The sequence below is a fragment of the Mesorhizobium sp. P160187 genome (assembly GCF_057766425.1).
Genome location: NZ_JBYMDX010000005.1, coordinates 1,373,934 through 1,395,205, shown reverse-complemented (window position 1 = coordinate 1,395,205; position 21,272 = coordinate 1,373,934). Strand labels below are relative to the sequence as shown.

The following is a 21,272-nucleotide window of genomic DNA, read 5'->3' as shown; positions in this document are numbered from 1 at the left end:
TTGCCCGAGGGCAGCGGAAAGGTTAGCGCACCTGGTCGAGCAGGCGCTTGCACTCCAGGAGGTCGAACAGCGCCTCCTGCAGCAAGGCCCGGTTGTCGCGCGACAGTTTCGATGCGCCGGGCTGGACCGGACCTTCCTCCTCGGTCTTGCCCAGGCCGAAAAAGCGGCGGCTGGGTTTTACTTTGGGCTGACCAACCAGCATCTCGTCATCCATGCCGCGCGGCTGGGCGGCTGGCGTCAGCGGCACCTGATCGGCCTGCCTGCGCTGCGAGATCGCTTCGACGGCAGCCATGTCGCCATTGCCGATGGCGACCAGGAAATGGTTGCCGTTCTCGCGCAGCAGTTTCTGCACGCCCTTGATCGTGTAACCCTGGTCGTAGAGCATGTGGCGGATGCCCTTGATCAGTTCGACATCCTGTGGCCGGTAGTAGCGGCGGCCGCCGCCGCGCTTCATCGGCTTGATCTGGTTGAAACGGGTTTCCCAGAAGCGCAGCACGTGCTGCGGCAGATCGAGATCCTCCGCGACCTCGCTGATGGTGCGGAAAGCGTCGGGGCTCTTGTCCATGGGCGAAATCCTCACGCTGGACGGCGATCCGGCCCAGTCTGCCGAATCGGGTATCATTTCAGCGGTTTATGAAACAATATTCAAGCCCGGCGTCAAAACGGCCCGGCGTTTTCAACCGAAGCCTGCGGCAGAACCTATTTGCCGCCCTTGCCCTTGCTGTTCTGGTGCGAGCGCAGGATACGGCTTTTCAGCACGTTCGACGACTTGAAGGTCATCACCCGGCGCGGCAGGATCGGCACTTCCTCGCCGGTCTTGGGATTGCGGCCGATGCGTTCGTTCTTGGAACGGACGTGGAAGGTGGCGAAGGACGACAGCTTCACCGTCTCGCCGCGTACGATGGCTTCACAGATTTCGTCCAGCACCGCTTCGACGAGTTCTGCCGATTCAGTGCGTGACAAGCCGACCTTACGGTAAACAGCTTCGGCAAGGTCGGCGCGCGTAAGTGTCTTTCCCCCCATGCGACCGTCCCATCAGTTCAAAAAACATAAATCGATACAGGTAAAGGCAGAGCCTAAGTAATTGATCCGGCAAGGTCAAGGACCGAAACCGGACCGTTCGGCACTTACCAGCGAACGAGAACCGCGCCCCAGGTGAAGCCGCCGCCCATCGCTTCCAGGAGCACGAGATCACCCTTCTTGATGCGACCGTCGGCGACGGCCACCGAAAGCGCCAGCGGCACGGAAGCAGCCGAGGTGTTACCGTGCAAATCGACGGTGACCACCACCTTTTGCTCAGCAATCCCGAGCTTCTTGGCCGAAGCGTCAATAATGCGTTTATTGGCCTGATGCGGCACGAACCAGTCGAGGTCGTCGGCGGTTATGCCGGCCTGCGAAAACGTCGCCTCGATGACGTCGGTGATCATGCCGACGGCGTGCTTGAACACTTCGCGACCTTCCATCCTGAGATGGCCGACCGTGCCGGTGGTCGAGGGACCGCCATCGACGAAAAGCTTGTCCTTGTGGGCGCCGTCGGAGCGCAGGCTCATCGCCAGCACGCCACGGTCGGCAATGCCGCCAGTGCCCTCATCCGCTTCCAGCACCAGCGCGCCTGCGCCGTCGCCGAACAAGACGCAGGTCGAGCGGTCGCTCCAGTCGAGGATGCGGGAAAAGGTCTCCGCGCCGATCACCAGCACGCGCTTGGCGAGGCCGCCTCTGATGTAGAGGTCGGCGGTGGTCACCGCATAGACGAAGCCCGAGCACACCGCCTGCAGGTCGAAGGCAAAGCCGTGATGCATGCCGAGCCGGTTCTGGATCTCGACGGCGGTCGCCGGAAAGGTGTTGTTGGGCGTCGAGGTCGCCAGCACGATCAGGTCGATGTCGGCAGGCGTAAGACCAGCATTGTCGAGCGCTGCGCGCGCCGCCGCCTCGCCCAGCGACGCCGTCGTCTCGTCATCGGCGGAGATATGACGCTGGCGGATGCCGGTGCGCTGGGCGATCCACTCGTCCGAGGTCTCGACCATGCCTTCGAAATCGGCATTCTTCATGATGCGGCGGGGCAGCGCAGCACCGGTGCCGCGCACGACTGATCTGATCAAAGCTCTTTCCTACTCCTTTTCGTCGACGGTGGCGTCGGATTTCCTGCTTGCCTGGGCATGCGGGTTGCGCGCATGGAACAGGTCGAGATCGGCCTCGATGCGGTCGATCAGATTGTTGCGCACCATGTCGTAGCCAAGCTCGATGGCCGCCGCGAAACCGTCCGAATCGGCGCCGCCATGGCTCTTTACCACGATGCCGTTCAGACCCAGGAAAACACCGCCATTGGAGCGGCCCGGATCGAGCTTTTCGCGCAGGCGGTCAAAAGCGCCCTTGGCGAAGACATAGCCGATCCTGGCCATCAGCGTGCGGTTCATCGCGGCGCGCAGATAGCCTGAGATCTGGCGCACAGTGCCTTCTGCCGTCTTGAGCGCGATGTTGCCGGCGAAGCCCTCGGTGACGACCACGTCGACCGTGCCCTTGCCGATGTCGTCACCCTCGACGAAGCCATGATAATTCATCGAGGCCATATTGGCCTCGCGCAGCATGCGCCCGGCTTCCTTGACCTCTTCCTGTCCCTTGATCTCCTCGACGCCGACATTGAGCAGGCCGACTTTCGGCCGGTCGATGCCGAACACCGAGCGCGCCATGCCGGTGCCGAGAATGGCAAAGTCGATCAGTTGGTGCGCATCGGCGCCGATGGTGGCGCCGACATCCAGCACCACGCTCTCGCCGCGCATCGTGGGCCAGATCGCCGCGATCGCCGGACGGTCGATGGTCGCCATCGTGCGCAGGCAGAATTTCGACATCGCCATCAGCGCGCCGGTATTGCCGGCCGAAATGCAGGCCTGCGCGCTGCCACTCTTGACTGCTTCGACAGCCTTCCACATCGACGACTTCCAGCGGCCGTGGCGCAGCGCCTGGCTCGGCTTGTCGTCCATCCTGACCGCGACTTCACAATGGTGGAACTCGCTGACCTCGGCCAGTTTGGGAAATTTGGCGAGTTCGGGGCGCACCAATTCCTCGCGCCCATATATGACGAAGCGGATGTCGGGACGCCTGACGGCGACCGTCATGAGTGCCGGGATGACCACGTTTGGCCCGTGATCGCCACCCATGGCATCGATGGAAATCCTGATCACGCGGTCTTTATCTCACTAGCTTGGGCCAGGGCACATGGCCCGCGAAAGAAATACTAAACTCGCGAAATTCGGGGGCTCGCGAAGGTTCGGCGAAAATAGCGGTTTTGGGCTGCCGCACAACCGGCTTTTCTCCGATCGCTTCGTGTTTTAGGATTTTCCAAGCAAGGATCGCAGCTTTTGCTGGAATTCATTCTCGACGGGCTCGTCCGGGCCGGCGGCATCGAGAGAGGCGCCTGCCTTGCGCGGATAGGGATCGATCGCCAGCCCGAAGAACTGTTCGGCGAGCGCGCCGACGTCGATCGTGTCGCCGGAGAATGTTTCCGGGCCGTCTGGCCCGTCGGCGTCGAGCAGGATCTCGCCGCCGCCTTCGAAACCTTGCCGTCCGAGTTTGGATTGTTCGGGCAGGAACAGCGCCTCGACCTCCTCGTCGATATGGGCCGCGACCGGCTCAAGGGTGACGATGCAGGCCTGGGTGATATCAGCCTCGACGCGGCCGCTGACCTTGACGCCATTGCGCTTCCACGGCGCCACCAAAAGCTCAGCACGGTAGTTTTCGACCGAAAGCAGCTCGTGCTCGCGCGCAAGCATTGCGCGCTGCGCGGCGTCGGCGTCGATCACCACCTGCAAACCTTTGTGCGGCAGGCGGCCGACATTGGCCGCGAATGAGACCGGGCTAGGCGTGTCCACATGTTTCATCTTGGTCTCCCCTCCTCACTCCGCTTTCGCGACGGGAAACGCCACGGCACCGGAAACGATCGATTCGGACGGCTGTGCTTCAAGCTGCCTGGCGGCATCGATTACATAGGACGCCAGCGGCAAGGCTTGCGGCCAGGCGCCGGCATCGGGTCTGACATTGCGCGCCAGGGCGGCAGCAAGCGCGTCGCGGTCGCTGCGTCCCAGCGCGTCGTCATAGGCGGCGGTACGGCCGTAGAACATTTTGGCCAGCCTCTTCATGCGCTTGGGCACGCCGACATCGCCAACGCCCAGTTCCCGCAGCGAATGCTCGACATCGAGAAAGAACTCGTCGATCAGCACCTGCGCGACCTCTTGCGCGACGCCCTCTTCGCCGCGCAGCCGGTGCTGAAACAGGAACATGTGCAGCGACAACATCTCGAAACGGCCGAGCGGCGTATCCGGCACATTCCAGTGGGAATAAAACACGGTCTGCCGCGCCGCCGCCACGATTTGTGCGTAAAGCGCCTCGGTGATAGCGCGGTTGGCGTTGCGTTCGCGGCCAAAAAGGCGCTGGAACATTGAGGGTGGTCTCCTGGGGACCGATTGTTTGAATGGGCCTTGTTGCATCGGCAAGCAAGCTGGTTTACCGGTTTTGCCGCCCAGCGCAAGTTGCGGCCAGCTAATGGAGTTGTTGTTGCGCGCGCTGAAATTCAAGTCGACTTTTCTGCCTGGGGCCACCGCCGCGGTTTCGCTGGTGCTGGTGGCTTCCGCGCTGTCGGGCTGCAATTCGTCCAAGATGTTCGGCGACCTTAACCCTAGCGAGACGCTGACGCAGGGCTATGTTATCGACCAGCAGGCGGTCGATTCGGTGCCGGTGGGCTCCAGCCGCGAACAGGTGCTTCTGGCGCTCGGCACGCCATCGACGAAAGCCACCTTCGACAATGAGGCGTTCTACTACATTTCGCAGACGCGCAAGCGCTATGTCGCTTTCGACAAGCCGCGCCTGGTCGACCAGAAGGTGCTCGCGGTGTATTTTGGCGAGGACGGGCGCGTCACCCAGATTGCCAATTACGGTCTGAAGGACGGCAAGATTTTCGACTTCATCTCGCGCACCACGCCGACCGGCGGCAAGGACCAGAACTTCCTCAGCCAGATCATCAAAGGCGCCAGCAAACTGGCGCCCCCCATTCCTGGCGGCGGCGCCTAAGAAGCGACCGCCTTCCTTAGATTTTTGCTTCCCCCGAAGCGACACCATCTCAGGCGACCAAAAGCCCGCGGGAGCGATCCTGCGGGCTTTTGTTTTGAGGTCATGCGGCCGCAACACCCGTCGCGCTTTGCCGCGCGTGGCCTGTTCGGCCGCCGGGCTCCAGCGAGGCGCGGTGCACAGCCGCACTCTGCCGCGCTTCCGAAGGCGTCATGCCAAAATGCCGGCGGAAGGCGTGGTTGAAGGTCGAGAGATCGCCGAAGCCGGCGTCGAAGGCGATGGCGCCGATGGTGCGGTGTGCCAGGCGCAGGTCGGATAGCTTGCTGCAAACCAGCGCCAGCCGCCGGCCAAGCACGAACTGCGACAGCGAGGTACCCTCACCCTCGAACAGCTTTCTGATATAGCGCGCGCTGACGCGGTGGCGCCCGGCCAGCGCGTCGGACCCGACATCGCCGGAAGCCAGATTGCTTTCGATATCGGCTTTGATGGCGCGCAGCCGCGCGGCGCGTATGCCGCGGCTTGCGGCGACCTCAGTGGCGTCCTGCGTTGCCCCGACCACGACCGCGACAAGGTCCTGTATGTGCTTGGCGGCAAGCCAGCGCAATTCGGACGCGGCCAGGTTCGGCTCCTGCATCAGCAGACGGACATAGCTGGTCAGCAGCAAGAACTTTTCGCCCACGCATGACATCGGCGTCATCAGGGCGGCATCCGCATTCGCAGCCATGGGCCCGAGCGCTGCCTTGGGGATGGTGATGAAGAGATGATGCGACATCGCCCGCTCGATCACATGCGGATCAGAGGAGGACAGAAGGATTGCCTGGCCGGCCTCGATGCTGGCCTCGCGGCCGAGATGCGAGAAGGTGGCAGCGCCCTCCAGACACATGAAGAAAATGTAGTCATCGGTCCCCTTGGCCATGGCGCTGGAACGGATGGTGCGGAAGGCGGTGGTCCTCGAATCGGCAATGCCGACGCCCGGCAGCCGCAGGATGGTCGCGTCGACGGAGAGCTTTTCCTCCGTGACGTTAAAATCCATGTCGGTCACCATCCGGCGCAACAGGTCGCAATAGACGTTTCGCCATTCCGCTCGCGGCCACATGGCGGTCGAAAAGCGCGCATACGCAAACTCGGGGGGTCGAATAGTCATGGGGTACTCCCAAGCGATTGTCTTCATTTCACTATCGTTCGTAGTCGAGGCTCGTTCCATGAACGGCCTCTCATCCGACGGCGGCAATCGGGGGGCACTGGATGGCTACAATGATTTGCGCACTTGGACAAAAGACTATTTACGAAGCTATGGATGAGCTTTGTTCATTCATGCTAAGGAACCCATGGGCAGGATCGGGTAACGGCAAATGACAAGACGGCTTCCACAACTGGAATCCATTCGTGCTTTCGAGGTCATTGCCCGGCTGGGCAGCTTCAAGCGCGCCGGCGATGAGCTGAATGTTACGCCAAGCGCGCTCAGCCACCGCATCGCCGATCTCGAAGCCGATCTCGGCGTGCTTCTGTTCACCCGCCATGTCCGCCGCGTCGAACTCACGCTTGAAGGCGAACGATTGTCCGCGGGCGTGCGACGCGCACTGCTGGAAATCCAGAGCACGGTCGCGAGTGTCGCGCGCAACGAGCGCACGAGGCTGAGGGTCACTGCCATTCCTTCGCATGCCGTACGCTGGCTGGCCCCGCGCCTGCACAGGTTTCGCAAAAAGCATCCCGAAACAGAGATCGACATCAATGCGGATCTTGCAGTCGTCGACCTTTCGCAGCGAACAGTCGACATCGCATTGCGCTTCGGCGGCGGACACTATCCGGCCGTCGAGACCGAATGGCTGATGGCAGATGCGATCTTTCCTGTCGTCAGTCCCGACTATCTCGCCGCCAACGGCCCGGTCAGAGACCAGCACGATGTGCTGCGACTGTTCCGCATCCTCGACACGACGGCCGAAAATGACGAGAGTGGCGCCAATTGGCGCCACTGGTTCGAGAGAAACAATCTGCCGCTGGATACGGTTGGCGACGGCATGAATCTGAATGGCACCTTGTTGGCGGTCGAAGCGGCGGCGAGCGGTCTGGGCGTCGCCATCGCGAGGAAGTCGCTGGTCGAGAGCGATTTGCGCACCGGCAGGCTCGTGCGCCTCCTAACCACGGACATACCGACGAACTGGAACCACTACGTCGTCGTCCACCCGTCCATCTCCGCCTGGGAGCCTGCCAGATCGTTCATCAACTGGCTGAAGGCGGAAGCCGGCGACAACACCGGCGCCGGTTGACCTCGGCGGCCGTCCAGGAGCTCTCATCGGAAGGCGTCGGGGCTCACGGACTCATCGTATCGGCCATTTGCTCATCCTTGCGGCCCGACTGGTTCGCCGCCTTGGCGGCAAGCGCTGCCGCCATCTGGCTCTCCAGCTCGCGCAGCTTGGCGTCGAGTGTCGCCATGCCGCCCCAGGCGAATGTCGCGCGGTACAGCTGTGCGATCTCGGGCGTCAGGAATTCGACGAGGGTTTCGTCCTCGACCCAGACCTTGAGCACCTTGAACAGGCGCGCATCGATCAGCTCGCTATGCCAGCCCATGCGGGCGGCAATGCCCTGGATGGTTTCGGTCGAATTGGGCGTGCTGAGCAGCACATGCGAGCCGGAGCGCAGGCGCATGTTCGGGTCGAAGCCGATGCCGAGCGGCGCTTGCTGGTCCAGAACCGTGCCGCACGGCAGGATTTCGATCAGCGAGCCGAAATCGTCGCCGAGGCAGACGAACCATGCTCCCTCAGGAAATGGCGGCGACGGCGCACGAACCGCGGTGGCGACAAGCATTTCGGCAAGGACGCTGGCGACGGCCTGCGGATCGCGGGCGTTGAATGAAGCGTGGTGCAGCATGGCAATACTCCTGTTTTCAACGGCGGCGGCCGGCAGAAGTGCCGACCCATGCCGCGGCGTTCCGCGAAAACTGAATCACCGGCTGAGCGTCAGGATGACCGCGGCAAACAAGCAGGCGTATTCGGCCAGTCCAAGCACAAGGCGCAAATTGTGGTTGGCCGCACAGTTGTCGCGGGTCTGCGCCCAATCATCGGGGATGGTCACCGGCGTCCAGCTCTGCACCTGTTTGTTGAGCGGCACCTGAGTGCTGACGGTGAAGCCAATGTCGATCACCACCAGCGCCGCGGCGACGATGGTCAGGATGCGCGGCAGGCCGGCATCGACCGCAAACATCGCCATCGCCGCGATCAGCACCAGCGTCGTCAGCCTGACGACCGGCATCACCCGGGTAAACGTCCGGTCGCGCATCTGATGCATGGCCATGTACTGGCCGGCGGTAAGATCATCGATGCGAAAATCGTGGATTACGCCCGAGACGTAGATGCCGGCAATAATTCCAGCCAGCGCAAGCGAAGCCGCCATCAAGAAAATGTCCATGTCTTTTCCCTGTCCGAATGTCGTTTCCCTGGCCAAAATCGCCGCAGAGGCGAGCCCGACACCGCGCCTATTGCAATGTCCTGGCCAATGGCCGGGGTATTAAAGCAGGCGGACGGTCCGGGCTTGGGTAGGATGGAACGATGTTTTGGGCAATGCGGCCCTCCGATTGCGTCGGAAACATCAAGTGCCGTGAGGTCGAAAGCTATCAGCAAACATTGACGCGTACTTGCCAGCGACCGGTCAAATTCGTATCAGACCGTGCTGGCCAATGGCGCATCACGCTGAATTGGGAGGAGCATCCGTGCCGGAAAAAACCCGGACAAAACCGACAGGCTGGATGGCGACCGGAACGGCTGACGGCCAGGTGGTCACGCCTGACTGGATACCCATCGAGCCGGTGGCGATCGATGGCGTGAGGGTCAAGGAGATCAGGCCGGTCGCAACCTCCACCGGCTATCTGACCGAGATCTTTCGCGAGGAGTGGGAGCTCGATTCGGAGCCGGTCGGCCAGGTCTTCCAACGGACCTTGTATGCCGGCGCGGTGACTGGCTGGCATGCACACGCGGTGACCACCGACCGGCTGTTCTGCTGCGTCGGCAGCGTTCGCATTTCGCTGTTTGACGGACGCAAGGCCTCGCCGACCTTCGGCGCCGTCTGGCACAAGATTATCGGCCCGTTGCGCCCGGCGGTCGTCATCATTCCACCCGGAATATGGCACGGTGTTGTTTCGCTCGGAGCGGAGACGGCGGTGCTGCTCAATCTCGTCGACAAGGCCTATGCCTACGATCAGCCCGACCATTGGCGCCTGCCGCCAGACACCGACCACATTCCCTACAGACTGGTGTAGCGTGGAAGCATCGGCGAAGCGCGATCAGGCCGGCGGCGAACCGCTGGTTTCGATCGTGATCGCGACGCACAACCGGCCGGCAGCGCTGCGGCAGGCATTGACCAGCGTCATGCGCCAGACGTTGCAAGACTGGGAAGCCTTGGTCATCGGGGACGATTGCAGGCCGGATACGGCGGCCGTTGTCGCTGAATTTGACGATGCCCGCATCGTCTACATCGATCTTCCCGTCAATTTCGGCGAACAGTCCGGTCCCAACAATATCGGCTTTGCCAGGGCGCGTGGCCGCTTCGTCGCCTTGCTCAACCACGACGATCTGTGGTTTCCCGACCATTTGGCGGCGATGACCGGCTGGATCGACGCCTCGGGCGCCGACGTGGTGCTGGCGCGCGGTGCCGTCATCCAGCCGCCGTCGGCGGCCGGCAATCCTGTCAATTCGATCTTCGGGATCGGCAAGGATGGTTTTTACGACCCCGTCACGACGGAAGGATTTGGCTCGGCACACATGTTTCGCCGCGCTTCGTTCAGCCTGCTCGGACCTTGGCGACCCGCCAGCCAGTGCTTTTGCGAAAGCTCGCAGGACTGGCTGTTTCGGGCATGGCGAAAGGGCGCGGTGATCGCGACGATGCCGCACCTCACGGTGATCAAGCTGCATTCCGGCATACGCAAGGGTTCCTATCTCGGCGACAATGCGCAGGAACAGAAGGATCTTCTGGATGCCATGCAGACGCCAGACGCCTTGCGCGTGAAAATCCTTGGCTGCGCGGGCGAACCCATTCGCCTGGCGGCATCGAGTTATCTCAGGCGCAGGCTGATGGCGGCTCTTGGCATCCATCCCCGCGCCCGCGCCTTCCGCCGCAAGTATAAGCGAGGCGCCTTCCTTGCCAAGCTGCGGCGCCTGCGTGGCCTGGCGCCGATGCCTGAGCGCGAACCTGGCGTGAGCGAATTGCTGGATCGCTACAGCAAGCGCGGCGATGCCGGGACCGAGCCGGATGAGGGTTGACTGCCACCAGCGTAAATCTCAAACAAAAACCGCGGGATCGCTCCCGCGGGTTTGTTCCTGAAGCAGTGGCGTTGCCTTAGCCGTGCGCGAGCACGGCCAGCAGCAGAAGCGCCACGATGTTGGTGATCTTGATTGCCGGGTTGACCGCCGGGCCGGCGGTGTCCTTGTAGGGATCGCCAACCGTGTCGCCGGTGACCGAAGCCTTGTGCGCTTCGGACCCCTTGAGGTGCTTGACGCCGTCCTTGTCGACAAAACCGTCCTCGAACGACTTCTTGGCATTGTCCCAGGCGCCGCCGCCCGAAGTCATCGAGATGGCGACGAACAGGCCGTTGACGATGACGCCGAGCAACGAGGCGCCGAGCGCCGCAAAGGCGGACGCCTTGGAGCCCGAGATCAGCTGCACGCCGAAATAGACGACGAGCGGCGCCAGCACCGGCAGCAGCGAGGGGATGATCATTTCGCGGATCGCCGCCTTGGTCAGAAGGTCGACGGCGCGCGCATAGTTCGGCTTGGAGGTGCCGGCCATGATGCCCGGATCCTCGCGGAACTGCTTGCGCACTTCCTCGACGATGGCGCCGGCCGCACGGCCGACGGCCGTCATGGCGATGCCGCCGAACAGATACGGGATCAGACCGCCGAAGATCAGGCCGGCGACGACGTAGGGATTGGAGAGGTCGAAGGAGACATCGCCCATGCCCTGGAAGTACGGATATTTGTCGCCATTGGCGGCAAAGAACTTCAAATCGTTCGAATAGGCCGCAAACAGCACCAGCGCGCCGAGGCCGGCCGAACCGATGGCATAGCCCTTGGTCACCGCCTTGGTGGTGTTGCCGACCGCGTCGAGCGCGTCGGTGGAGTGGCGCACTTCCTTGGGCAGGCCGGCCATTTCAGCAATGCCGCCGGCATTGTCGGTGACCGGGCCGAAGGCGTCGAGGGCGACGATCATGCCGGCCAGGCCGAGCATGGTGGTGACCGCGATCGCCGTGCCGAACAGGCCGGCGAGCTGATAGGTCGAGATGATGCCGCCGACGATGACGATTGCCGGCAGTGCGGTCGATTCGAGCGACACCGCAAGTCCCTGGATGACGTTGGTGCCGTGACCGGTCACCGAGGCCTGGGCGATGGAGTTCACCGGGCGCTTGTTGGTGCCGGTATAGTATTCGGTGATCACCACGATGAGACCGGTCACAACGAGACCGATCAGGCCGCAGATGAACAGGTTCTTGCCGATGATGGTCATGCCGGCGACGGCGCCGACCTCGCCCCAGCCGACAGTTGCCGAGGTGGCGACGCCGAGACCGACGATCGACAGCAGGCCGGTGACGATCAGGCCTTTGTAGAGGGCGCCCATGATCGAGCCGTTGGAACCGAGCTTGACGAAGAAGGTGCCGACGATCGAGGTCAGGATGCAGGCACCGCAGATAGCGAGCGGGTAGAGCATCGCCGCACCCAGAGCCGCGGTGCCGCCGAAGAAGATGGCGGCCAGAACCATGGTGGCAACGACGGTCACCGCATAGGTTTCGAAGAGGTCGGCGGCCATGCCGGCGCAGTCGCCGACATTATCGCCGACATTGTCGGCGATGGTGGCCGGGTTGCGCGGATCGTCTTCGGGAATACCGGCTTCGACCTTGCCCACGAGATCGCCGCCGACGTCGGCGCCCTTGGTGAAGATGCCGCCGCCCAGACGGGCGAAGATCGAGATCAGCGAAGCGCCGAAGCCGAGCGAAACCAGCGCATCGATGACGATGCGGTCATTGGGCTGCAGGCCCATCGGGCCGGTCAGAATATAGTAGTAAATCGACACGCCGAGCAGCGCCAGGCCAGCCACCAGCATACCGGTGATGGCGCCCGACTTGAAGGCGATGTCGAGACCGGCGGCGAGGCTGTTGGACGCCGCCTGCGCGGTGCGCACATTGGCGCGCACCGAGACGTGCATGCCGATGAAACCGGCGGCGCCCGAAAGCACGGCGCCGATCAGGAAGCCGACCGCGGCGGTGATCGAAAGCAGCCACCAGGCGAGCACCAGCACGACCACGCCGACGATGGCGATGGTGGTGTACTGGCGCGCCAGATAGGCCTGCGCGCCTTCGCGGATGGCGGCGGAGATTTCCTGCATGCGTGCATTGCCCTGATCGGCTGCAAGAACCGATCGTGTCGCCCAGATGGCGTAAAGAATTGAAAGCAAGCCGCAGGCGATGACGGCAGAAATGATGGTCATTGCCGAATTTTCCTCGATTGATGGCCCAAAAGAACCCCTCCCTGGGCCGTTGGTGCGGGGAGCGGATAAGCCTAGGCGGAATCCGTCCTTCGCAGCGGTGTATGCGAAACAGGGCTCGGAACGTCAAGATATTGTTCGGTTTTTGCCCCGCTTTCAGCCAAAAGGTTTAGGCCACAACATTCCCATTGCCGATGCCCTGCTATTAGATCGATTGAAATGACGCCGCGTCAGTCAATGCTTTGCCCGCAGTCCAGCGAAGGTCAGTCGCCAGTCTCCTGCCCCATCTTGCGCGCGGTGTAGCGCTCGATGGCGGACAGTCCGTCATAGATCAGCACCGCCAGCGCCGCGACGATCAGGCCGCCTTGCAGGACGAAGGCGAGATTGTTGGATAGCAGGCCGGCGATGATCACCTCGCCCAGCGTCTTGGCGGCAACCGTCGAGCCGATCGTCGCCGTGGCCAGGCTGATCACCACCGACAGCCTTATTCCGCCCAGAATGATCGCGGCGCTCAGCGGCAATTCGACCTTGACCAGTCTTTGCCAGCCCGTCATGCCGGCGCCGCGCGCGGCCTCCATGATGTTGCCCGGCAGCGTTGTGAGGCCGGTCAGCGCGTTCTCGAAGATCGGCAGCAGGCCGTAGAGGAACAGCGCAATCAGCGTCGGCTTCTCGCCGAAACCGACGGCGGGCACCGCCAGCGCCAGCACCGCCACCGGCGGAAAGGTCTGGCCGATATTGACCAGACTGCGCGACAGCGGCAGGAATTCGGCGCCCGCCGGCCTGGTCACCAGGATGGCAAGCGCCACGGCAACGATGGCAGCGGCGACGGTAGCGATCAGCACGGTCCTGAGATGCAGCAGGGTCAGCGTCAGCAGGCTGCCCTGATTGTAGATCGCCGGCGCATTGTTTTCGGTCAGCGGCTTCAACAGCGGCTCGAACCAGCCGGGGTTGGTGACGAAGGCTATGAGAAGCACCACCAGGGCAAGCCTGAGCAGCGAAGGCAGCCAGGCTTTTAGACCGGCCCCTTTCATGCCGGCCTCGCCGCGCGCTTCACCAGCCCGTCGACGGTGACGCGGCCGAGCAGCTTGCCGTCTTCGCCCTTGACCGGCAGCGCCGGCCGGCCCGACCACAGAAGCTCGGCCAGCGCGTCGCGCTGGCTGGCGTCGCCTGGGATCGCCTCGCCTTCGGCAGTCCCCTTTTCCACGGCGTCGCGCACGCGGCCGAGCGACAAGAGCCGGAACGGCTTTTCGCTGGCGCCGACCAGGGTTTCGACGAAGGCGTTCGCCGGCCGCGCCAGGATCTCTTCCGGCTTGGCGTATTGCACCAGCTTTCCGGCATCCATGACGGCGATCTTGTCGCCCATGTGGACCGCCTCCTCCATGTCGTGGGTAACGAGGATGATGGTGGTGCCGAAGCGCTTCTGGATTGCCAGCAGGTCCTCCTGCGCCTTGGTGCGGATGATCGGGTCGAGTGCGCCGAACGGTTCGTCCATCAGAAGCACATTGGGCTCGGCGGCGAGCGCGCGGGCGACGCCGACACGCTGCTGTTGCCCGCCGGACAGTTCGTGCGGGTAGCGCGGGCCATAGGCCTCGGGGTCGAGCTGGTAGAGTGTCATCAACTCATCGACGCGGGCCTTGATGCGGTCCTTGTCCCAGCCCAGCAGGACCGGCACGGTGGCGATGTTCTGCGCAACGGTGCGGTGCGGGAACAGGCCGTGGCCCTGGATAGCGTAGCCGATGCTGCGGCGCAGCTCGTAGCCGGGCAGCGTGCGGTTGTCGTTGCCGTCGAGCTTGATGACGCCGGCGGTCGGCTCGACCAGCCGGTTGATCATTCGCAGCAGCGTCGTCTTGCCGGAACCGGAGGTACCGACAATGACGCAAACCGTACGCGGCTCGACGACCATGGACACGTCGTTGACCACGGTCGTCGCGTCATAGCGCTTGGTAATGCCTTCGATCTCGATCATGCCGTTTCAACCCTGCGCCTGGTGGCGGTCATTTCGATCACTGCGTCGAGGATGATGGCCGCGGCGAAGGCCAGCGCTACCGTCGGCACGGCGCCGAGCAGCACCAGGTCCATTGCGGTCTGGCCGACGCCCTGGAAGACGAAGACGCCAAAGCCGCCGCCGCCGATCAGTGCGGCGATGGTGGCCAGGCCGATGTTCTGCACCAGCACGATGCGGATGCCGGTGAGGATCACCGGAAAGGCCAGCGGAAACTCGACGCCGAACAGGCGCTGGCCATCGGTCATGCCCATGCCGCGCGCTGCATCATTGGCCGCGCGGGGTACGCCGGCAAGCCCGACCACGGTGTTGGCCACCACCGGCAGCAGCGAATAGAGGAACAAAGCCACGAAGGCGGGCGCGGTGCCGATGCCTCTGATACCGAGCGCTGCGGCACCCGGAACATGCGCGGCGACCCAGCCTAGCGGCGCGATCAGCAGGCCGAACAGCGCGATCGAGGGTATGGTCTGGACGATGTTGAGCACATTGAGCACGCCGGCCCGCAACCGTTCGACGCGGTGGCACAGGATGCCGAGCGGCAGGCCGACGATCACCGCCGCCGCCAGCGAACCCAGCGCCAGTGTGATGTGCTTGGAGCCTTCGGCCCAGAAACTATCGGCGCGGTTTGCATATTCCTTGAGGAGCGACAGGCTGTCCCACTGCCCCGATATCAGCAACGAGCCGATGGCCAGCGCCGCGAGGACGAGCACGCCGATGCGGGCAGGTGGCGACAGGTTGAGCCTGGTCAGCACGTCGGCGAGCAACAATGTGAAGGCAAAGATCAACAGCCAGAACCCGGAAGCCGGCGAGATGCGGGCGAAGGTGTTGCCGGCCGGCGTCAGGAAGGTGCCGGCGACACCGATCAGGATGGCAAGGGCGGCGAGCGCTACGACGCTTGCGGCCAGGCGCAGGACAAGCGGGGTCTTCAGCAAGGCAACAATTGCGGCCACGACGACGACTGCCAGCAGCAGCGGCCCGATCGTTGCGGGCAACGCCTCCAGCATCGAGCGCGCCTGACCGGGGACGATACGATTGGCGCGGAAGGTGGCGAACGGGGCCAGAAACGCCGCATTGGCAACGATCGCCGCGATAACCATGCCGAGCTTGTCGAAACGCAGGGTCATGGATGCCCCTCATGAGGAGCGATTTTCCACGTTGCGCAGACTACGCTGGTGATCGGCGAAAGCCGACGCGAAATCCGATCTCCCCCTTTGCGGGGGAGATGGCCGGCAGGCCAGAGGGGGGTGTGAAGGATCGCCAGCTTTCGAGCGTCGGCCTGTTCAGAAGCAACCCTGTCGAGGCACGCACCTGCTACCGGTTGTGAGGTCGGCGGGACAGCACCCCCCTCTGTCCTGCCGGACATCTCCCCCGCAAGGGGGGAGATCAGCAGCTTCCAGAGAGGGGTGTCTCGCACCAGCGTCACGATCAGCTATGCGCTGACTACTTCAAAAACCCGTTCTTCTTCAAAAAGTCCTCGGCAACGCCCTTGACCGGCTCGCCTCCGACCTGGACGCGGCCGTTGAGTTCCTGCAGCGTGACGAGGTCGAGCTTGGCGAACACCGGCTTCAACAGCGTCTCGATCTCCGGATGCTCTTTCAGCACCGCTTCGCGGATGATCGGCGCCGGCTGGTAGACCGGCTGCACGCCCTTGTCGTCGGCGAGCACGACCAGGCCGGACGGCGCGATGCCGCCGTCGGTGCCGTAGACCATGGCGGCGTTGGCGCCGTTGGTCTGGTTGGCGGCAGCACCTATTGTCGCGGCGGTGTCGCCGCCCGAAAGCGTGATCAACTGCTCGGGCTTCAGCGTGAAGCCGTAAGTGGTCTGGAACGCCGGCAGGGCTGCCGCCGAATTGACGAACTCAGCCGACGCCGCCAAAACCACCGTGCCGCCGCCGGCGACGTATTTGCCGAAGTCGGTCAGGGTCGCCAGCTTGTTGGTCTCGGCAACCTCCTTGCGCAGCGCGATCGCCCAGGTGTTGTTGGCCGGTGACGGCGACAGCCAGACGATCTTGTTGGCATCATAGTCGAGCTTCTTGGCGGTCTCATAGGCCTTGGCGGCATCCTTCCAGACCGGATCGTCGGCCTTCTCGAAGAAGAAAGCGGCATTGCCGGTGTACTCGGGATAGATGTCGATCTCGCCGGCAGTGATCGCCTTGCGTACGACCGGCGTGCCGCCGAGCTGGATGCGGTCGGTGGTCTTGATGTTGTTGGCGTTGAGCACAAGCTGGATGATGTTGCCGAGCACGCCGCCCTCGGTGTCGATCTTCGAGGAGACGACCACCTGGGCATTGGCGGAGGCGGCCGTGATGCCGAGCGCCAACGCCGCCCCGGCCAGAATCTTGACTGAAAACATTGTGAAAACCCCTTGCTTTGGACCGAAATGCGGTGGCCGCATATGAGCATGGCTCCAACGCCCCGTCGGGGCACACGGTTTCATAACAATGGGTACAGACGCAATAATTTTGTGCGGTCGCCGCGATTTCGGCCGACGCCATGCTGACAGGTCGTGCCAAGCCAAAGATAGAACCGGATCAGGCGCGGGCTTTGCGTGATCCGGTCAGTTTGAGCGCGCCAAGGGCGACGAAGCAGAGGGCGACGACCGGGAAAACCAGCCAGTTCAGCATCTCCCAGCCCCACGCATTGTAGATGGCGCCCGACATTAGCGAGGCGAAGGCGACGGAGCCGAACAGGACGAAGTCGTGGAAGCCCTGCACCTTGCTCTTTTCGGACGGATGGTAGCTGTCGGCGACCATGGAGGTGGCGCCGATGAAGGCAAAATTCCAGCCGAGGCCAAGCAGGATCAGCGCCGTCCAGAACTGCCATAGATGCAGGCCGGACAATGCCACCGCGGCGCAGCCGATGAGCAGGACCAGGCCGGTTGCGACGATGCGTTCGGCGCCGAAGCGATGGATCAGCGATCCGGTGAAGAAGCTCGGCGCAAACATCGCCATCACATGCCAGGAAATGCCGAGCGTGGCGTCGTCCGTCGACAGGCCGCAGCCGACCATGGCCAGCGGCGCGCCGGTCATGACGAAACTCATCAGCGCATAGCTGCCGACGGCGCAAAACAGTGCCGCGACGAAACGCGGCCGGGTGACGATCTCGGACAGCGGCCGCGCGTCGCTTGACGCGACTTCCGCGTGGCCGGGAGCCTTGGCCGGGATGCGCAGGAATGACAGGATGATGGCGCCGGCCGCCGCCAGAACCGGAATGGCCACGAACGAGCCGGCAAACATCACCGGCGCCAGCAATTCGCGGGTGAAGATGACGATCTGCGGCCCGAGGATCGCGGTGATGACGCCGCCGGCCAGCACGAAGGAAATGGCGCGCGCCTTGAATTCGGGCGGAGCATTATCGGCGGCGGCGAAGCGGAACTGCTGGACGAAGGCGCCGCCGACGCCGATCACCAGCAGCGCGAAAGCGAACAGCCAGAAGCTGGCGTGGAACAGTGCCAGCGTGGAGATGACGCCGCCAAGCGCGGTCACGATGGTGCCGGTCATGAAGCCGCCGCGCTGGCCGAGCCAGCGGATGATGGCCGCGGCCGGCAACGCGCCGAGCGCCACGCCGATGTTGAAGCCGGTGATTGGCGCCGTTGCCAGCGACTTATCGGGGCCAAGCAGATATTGCCCGGCCAGCCCGCCCATGGAAATGGCAATCGGCGCGGCCGAACCGATAATCGCCTGCGACGTCGCCAGGATGATCGCCGTGCGGCGCGCTTCCCTTGCTGCGCCGGGGACGGTGCCGGTCACAATGCGTCCTTGCCGCGCCCCTCGCCCCGCACCCGGCGCGACACACGGTCGAGCACGGCGTTGGTCAGCTTCGGCTCGTCTTCCTCGTAGAAGGCCTTGGCGATGTCGACATATTCCGAAACGATGACGGCCACCGGCACGTCGTCGCGCTTCATCAGTTCGTAGACGCCAGCGCGCAGGATGGCGCGCAACGTCGAATCGAGTCTGGACAGCGGCCAGTCTTCCGTCAGCGCCTGGCGTATGATCGGATCGATGGTCGTCTGGTTCTCGACGACGCCGGCCAGGATGGCGCGGAACCACTGCGCGTCGGCCTCCCGATAAAGCGCGCCGTCGACTTCCTTGCCGAGCCGGAACGCCTCGTATTCGGCGGTGATCTCGAAGACGCCGCTGCCGGCCACGTCCATCTGGTAAAGCGCCTGCACGGCGGCCAGACGGGCGGCGCCACGCTTATTGGCATGGCGTGTCGCGGGCTGGCCGGGCGAAGCGGGTTCGCTCACGATTGCGCTCCCAGCTTCTCCTTGAGCGCGATCATGGTCAGCGCCGCGCGCGCGGCAAAGCCGCCCTTGTCGCCCTCCGAGCGCTTGGCGCGCGTCCAGGCCTGCGCGTCGTTCTCGGTGGTCAGGATGCCGTTGCCGATCGCAATCGCTTCCTGCACCGAGAGATCCATCAGCGCGCGGCTCGATTCATTGGCGACGATGTCGAAATGATAAGTGTCGCCACGAATGATGGTGCCGAGCGCGACAAAACCATCATAGTCCTTGCCGCCCTCGCCCATGCCGTCGAGCGCAAAAGTGATCACTGCTGGAATTTCCAGCGAACCGGGAACGGTGATGACGTCATAGGTCGCGCCGGCTTCGTCGAGCGCGCTCGTCGCGCCGTCGAGCAGCGCGTCGGCAAGATCGTCATGAAAGCGCGCCTCGATGATCAGAAGGTGGGCCTTCTTCTTCGGGCGAATGAACGCTTTGCCGTGTTGGGATGTGCCTGCCATGAATGTCTCCGGGGGTAGCCGGTGACTTAGGCCGAAGCCGGTTTGATCGCAAGCGGAAGATTGCTGGAGGTGAGGCCGTCAGATACCGGTAGCCTCGCGATACCGACGCACTGTATCGCGAAGACGATCGTTTATGGGCTGAGCATTGATCAGAGCTTCAGGGAAAACCTTGCGATCGTTGACCGACAAACTGAGGCCGAGCGCGTCCTCAGTGTGGAGCTCTTCCCGCTGCCCGAAGTGAATTTCGTCTCTTGTCATCACAAACCTTCCTTCGCGGCCTCGACCAGCCGCGCGGCGTAGCGGGCCATGGTGTCGATCTCGAGGTTGACCTTGTCGCCGACCTTGCGCTCGCCCCAGGTGGTCACGGTCAGCGAATGATGGATCAAAAGCACGTCGAAACGGGCGCCTTCGACCTTGTTGACGGTGAGTGAGGTGCCGTCGAGTGCGACGGACCCTTTGGGCGCGATGAATTTCGCCAGTTCGCGCGGCGCCTCCAGCGTGAAGCGAACGGCATCGCCTTCATCCTTGCGCTCGGCGATTTCGGCCATGCCATCGACATGACCCGACACGATGTGGCCGCCGAGTTCGTCGCCGATCTTCAGTGCCCGCTCGAGATTGACCTTGGTGCCTGATTTCCAGCCCGACGCCGTGGTCAGCCTCAGTGCCTCTTCCCAGGCTTCGACCTCGAACCAGCGGGCGTTCGAGCCGCCATCTGGCAGCGCCGTCACCGTCAGGCAGACGCCGCCGCAGGAGATCGAGGCACCGATGGCGATCGTCGCGGGGTCATAGGCGGTGTCGATGCGCAGGCCGACGCCTTCGCTCAGCGGCTTGACGGCCGCGACGGTGCCGATATCGGTGACAATTCCAGTGAACATTTCAGATATCTCTCACCCATTCGGCATAGCTGTCTTCCCCGAAGCGCATCTCGCGCAATTTGCGGAAGCCTGCCGGGATATGGTTGGCGTCGATGGGCGATGCAATGCCGCCCTCGCCGATCGCTTCCGGTCCCTGGAACAGCACGATGCGGTCGATCAGTCCTTCGGCGAGGAAGGCGCTGGCCACCTTGGCGCCGCCTTCGACCAGAACGCTGGCCATGCCGAGCGCGCCGAGATCCTCGAGCAGTTCCGGCAAGGCCACGCCGCCTTCATGGGTTTCGGTGCCGATGAAGCGCACGCCGGCACGCTCCAGCACCGACCGCCGTAGCGGATCAGCCTCCAGGCTCGCGGCGACATAGAGCGGCACCCGGTCGGTGCCGGAGACCAGCTTCGAGGCTTCCGGCAGCCTGATCTGGCGGTCGAGCACGATGCGCGCCGGCGAGCGGTTCTCCAGCCCCGGCAGCCGCACGGTGAGCGCGGGATCATCCTCCAGCGCCGTGCCGATGCCGACCAGTATGCCATCGGCTTCGGCGCGCATCAGATAGACTTCGCGGCGGGCGATATCGCCGGTGATCGCGACCTGGCCGGCGCCATGCCTGCCGATCTTGCCGTCGCTGGAAAGCGCAAGCTTCAGAATCACTTCCGGGCGCTTTTTCAGGGACCGAATCAAATAGCCGGCCATCTGCTCGGCGGCTTCCTCGGCCAGCACCTTTTCGACCACTTCGATGCCGGCGGCGCGCAGGATGGCATAGCCTTTGCCGGAGACGCGCGGATCGGGATCGCTGGCGGCGCCCACCACCCGCGCCACTCCGGCATTGACCAGCGCGTTGGCGCAAGGCGGGGTGCGGCCATGGTGGGCGCAGGGCTCCAGCGTGACATAGGCCGTGGCGCCGCGCGCCAACTCGCCGGCTTCAGTCAGCGCCTCGGTCTCGGCATGCGGCCGGCCGCCAACGGCGGTGACCCCTGTGCCGACGATCATCGGGCCGGGGCCATCGTCGCGAACGATGATGGTGCCGACCGAAGGGTTGGTCGAGGTGCGGCCGGCATTTCTGCGCGAGAGCCTCAGCGCTGCCGCCATGAAACCGCGATCGAGAGCCTGCTGATCGGCCTTCCCTGACGTTTGGGTTGCCATGC

Annotated in this window: 24 protein-coding genes; 4 read left to right on the top strand and 20 right to left on the bottom strand. The window is 63.8% G+C overall.

All coding sequences use genetic code 11. The features are described from left to right. Nucleotides 1–22: 22 nt before the first annotated feature. From AC3CCE_RS31610 to AC3CCE_RS31585, 6 genes are all read right to left on the bottom strand, one after another. Nucleotides 23–565 carry a MerR family transcriptional regulator gene (locus AC3CCE_RS31610; RefSeq protein WP_023669374.1) on the bottom strand — a complete coding sequence of 181 codons (543 nt, stop codon included), beginning with the start codon at nt 563–565 and terminating at the stop codon, nt 23–25. A 134-nt stretch (nt 566–699) separates the two neighbouring features. Further along, complete coding sequence (locus AC3CCE_RS31605) at nt 700–1,023, bottom strand: integration host factor subunit alpha (protein WP_023815657.1); 324 nt, start codon at nt 1,021–1,023, stop codon at nt 700–702. A gap of 104 nt (nt 1,024–1,127) precedes the next feature. Continuing rightward, the gene (locus tag AC3CCE_RS31600; protein ID WP_023669373.1) at nt 1,128–2,099 is read right to left on the bottom strand and encodes a beta-ketoacyl-ACP synthase III; all 972 of its coding nucleotides are present in this window, start codon (nt 2,097–2,099) and stop codon (nt 1,128–1,130) included. Between the two features lie 9 nt (nt 2,100–2,108). After that, a complete protein-coding gene (gene plsX / locus AC3CCE_RS31595; RefSeq protein ID WP_023700539.1) occupies nt 2,109–3,179 on the bottom strand; it encodes a phosphate acyltransferase PlsX in 1,071 nt (356 codons plus the stop codon). Between the two features lie 147 nt (nt 3,180–3,326). Further along, nucleotides 3,327–3,875 carry a YceD family protein gene (locus AC3CCE_RS31590; protein WP_023669370.1) on the bottom strand — a complete coding sequence of 183 codons (549 nt, stop codon included), beginning with the start codon at nt 3,873–3,875 and terminating at the stop codon, nt 3,327–3,329. Nucleotides 3,876–3,890: 15 nt separating this feature from the next. Beyond that, nucleotides 3,891–4,433: a ubiquinol-cytochrome C chaperone family protein gene (locus AC3CCE_RS31585; RefSeq protein WP_023689497.1), complete on the bottom strand. Its 543-nt coding sequence runs from the start codon at nt 4,431–4,433 to the stop codon at nt 3,891–3,893. Between the two features lie 115 nt (nt 4,434–4,548). Here AC3CCE_RS31585 and AC3CCE_RS31580 point away from each other — a divergent pair, with 115 nt between their 5' ends. Further along, nucleotides 4,549–5,061 carry an outer membrane protein assembly factor BamE gene (locus AC3CCE_RS31580; RefSeq protein WP_023669368.1) on the top strand — a complete coding sequence of 171 codons (513 nt, stop codon included), beginning with the start codon at nt 4,549–4,551 and terminating at the stop codon, nt 5,059–5,061. 100 nt (nt 5,062–5,161) lie between these two features. On the opposite strand, the gene AC3CCE_RS31575 is transcribed toward AC3CCE_RS31580, so the two are convergent. Then, complete coding sequence (locus AC3CCE_RS31575) at nt 5,162–6,202, bottom strand: helix-turn-helix domain-containing protein (RefSeq protein WP_352625355.1); 1,041 nt, start codon at nt 6,200–6,202, stop codon at nt 5,162–5,164. 208 nt (nt 6,203–6,410) lie between these two features. Here AC3CCE_RS31575 and AC3CCE_RS31570 point away from each other — a divergent pair, with 208 nt between their 5' ends. Next, nucleotides 6,411–7,325, top strand: a complete 915-nt coding sequence (locus AC3CCE_RS31570; protein ID WP_023700544.1) for a LysR substrate-binding domain-containing protein — start codon at nt 6,411–6,413, stop codon at nt 7,323–7,325. A gap of 43 nt (nt 7,326–7,368) precedes the next feature. On the opposite strand, the gene AC3CCE_RS31565 is transcribed toward AC3CCE_RS31570, so the two are convergent. Further along, the gene (locus tag AC3CCE_RS31565; RefSeq protein WP_352625357.1) at nt 7,369–7,926 is read right to left on the bottom strand and encodes a hypothetical protein; all 558 of its coding nucleotides are present in this window, start codon (nt 7,924–7,926) and stop codon (nt 7,369–7,371) included. Nucleotides 7,927–8,001: 75 nt separating this feature from the next. After that, entirely contained in the window at nt 8,002–8,463 is a 462-nt protein-coding gene (locus AC3CCE_RS31560) for a hypothetical protein (RefSeq protein ID WP_352625359.1), read from the bottom strand. A 301-nt stretch (nt 8,464–8,764) separates the two neighbouring features. Here AC3CCE_RS31560 and AC3CCE_RS31555 point away from each other — a divergent pair, with 301 nt between their 5' ends. Then, nucleotides 8,765–9,310, top strand: a complete 546-nt coding sequence (locus tag AC3CCE_RS31555) for a dTDP-4-dehydrorhamnose 3,5-epimerase family protein (RefSeq protein ID WP_245259899.1) — start codon at nt 8,765–8,767, stop codon at nt 9,308–9,310. 1 nt (nt 9,311) lies between these two features. Then, on the top strand, nt 9,312–10,310 hold the full coding sequence (locus AC3CCE_RS31550) for a glycosyltransferase family 2 protein (RefSeq protein WP_352625360.1): 999 nt from the start codon (nt 9,312–9,314) through the stop codon (nt 10,308–10,310). A 76-nt stretch (nt 10,311–10,386) separates the two neighbouring features. Here AC3CCE_RS31550 and AC3CCE_RS31545 read toward each other — a convergent pair whose 3' ends face one another. From AC3CCE_RS31545 to ribD, 11 genes are all read right to left on the bottom strand, one after another. After that, on the bottom strand, nt 10,387–12,528 hold the full coding sequence (locus AC3CCE_RS31545; protein ID WP_352625361.1) for a sodium-translocating pyrophosphatase: 2,142 nt from the start codon (nt 12,526–12,528) through the stop codon (nt 10,387–10,389). Between the two features lie 260 nt (nt 12,529–12,788). Beyond that, complete coding sequence (locus tag AC3CCE_RS31540) at nt 12,789–13,556, bottom strand: ABC transporter permease (RefSeq protein WP_031196635.1); 768 nt, start codon at nt 13,554–13,556, stop codon at nt 12,789–12,791. After that, entirely contained in the window at nt 13,553–14,491 is a 939-nt protein-coding gene (locus AC3CCE_RS31535) for an ABC transporter ATP-binding protein (RefSeq protein WP_023819344.1), read from the bottom strand. Before AC3CCE_RS31535 ends, AC3CCE_RS31540 begins: the two co-directional genes overlap by 4 nt. Further along, entirely contained in the window at nt 14,488–15,651 is a 1,164-nt protein-coding gene (locus AC3CCE_RS31530) for an ABC transporter permease (protein WP_352625364.1), read from the bottom strand. Before AC3CCE_RS31530 ends, AC3CCE_RS31535 begins: the two co-directional genes overlap by 4 nt. A gap of 316 nt (nt 15,652–15,967) precedes the next feature. Continuing rightward, complete coding sequence (osmF, locus tag AC3CCE_RS31525; protein ID WP_023689505.1) at nt 15,968–16,879, bottom strand: glycine betaine ABC transporter substrate-binding protein OsmF; 912 nt, start codon at nt 16,877–16,879, stop codon at nt 15,968–15,970. 178 nt (nt 16,880–17,057) lie between these two features. Then, nucleotides 17,058–18,275 carry an MFS transporter gene (locus AC3CCE_RS31520; protein ID WP_023705069.1) on the bottom strand — a complete coding sequence of 406 codons (1,218 nt, stop codon included), beginning with the start codon at nt 18,273–18,275 and terminating at the stop codon, nt 17,058–17,060. Continuing rightward, the gene (nusB, locus tag AC3CCE_RS31515; protein ID WP_023669355.1) at nt 18,272–18,772 is read right to left on the bottom strand and encodes a transcription antitermination factor NusB; all 501 of its coding nucleotides are present in this window, start codon (nt 18,770–18,772) and stop codon (nt 18,272–18,274) included. The genes AC3CCE_RS31520 and nusB overlap by 4 nt, the downstream gene beginning before the upstream one ends. Further along, complete coding sequence (ribH, locus tag AC3CCE_RS31510; RefSeq protein ID WP_023669354.1) at nt 18,769–19,263, bottom strand: 6,7-dimethyl-8-ribityllumazine synthase; 495 nt, start codon at nt 19,261–19,263, stop codon at nt 18,769–18,771. Before ribH ends, nusB begins: the two co-directional genes overlap by 4 nt. A gap of 78 nt (nt 19,264–19,341) precedes the next feature. Then, complete coding sequence (locus AC3CCE_RS31505; RefSeq protein ID WP_352511371.1) at nt 19,342–19,521, bottom strand: hypothetical protein; 180 nt, start codon at nt 19,519–19,521, stop codon at nt 19,342–19,344. After that, nucleotides 19,521–20,138 (bottom strand): riboflavin synthase, encoded by a 618-nt coding sequence (locus AC3CCE_RS31500; protein WP_023708666.1) that lies wholly within the window; start codon nt 20,136–20,138, stop codon nt 19,521–19,523. The genes AC3CCE_RS31505 and AC3CCE_RS31500 overlap by 1 nt, the downstream gene beginning before the upstream one ends. A 1-nt stretch (nt 20,139) precedes the next feature. Then, nucleotides 20,140–21,270 (bottom strand): bifunctional diaminohydroxyphosphoribosylaminopyrimidine deaminase/5-amino-6-(5-phosphoribosylamino)uracil reductase RibD, encoded by a 1,131-nt coding sequence (ribD, locus tag AC3CCE_RS31495; RefSeq protein ID WP_352511373.1) that lies wholly within the window; start codon nt 21,268–21,270, stop codon nt 20,140–20,142. Between the last annotated feature and the right edge of the window lie 2 nt (nt 21,271–21,272).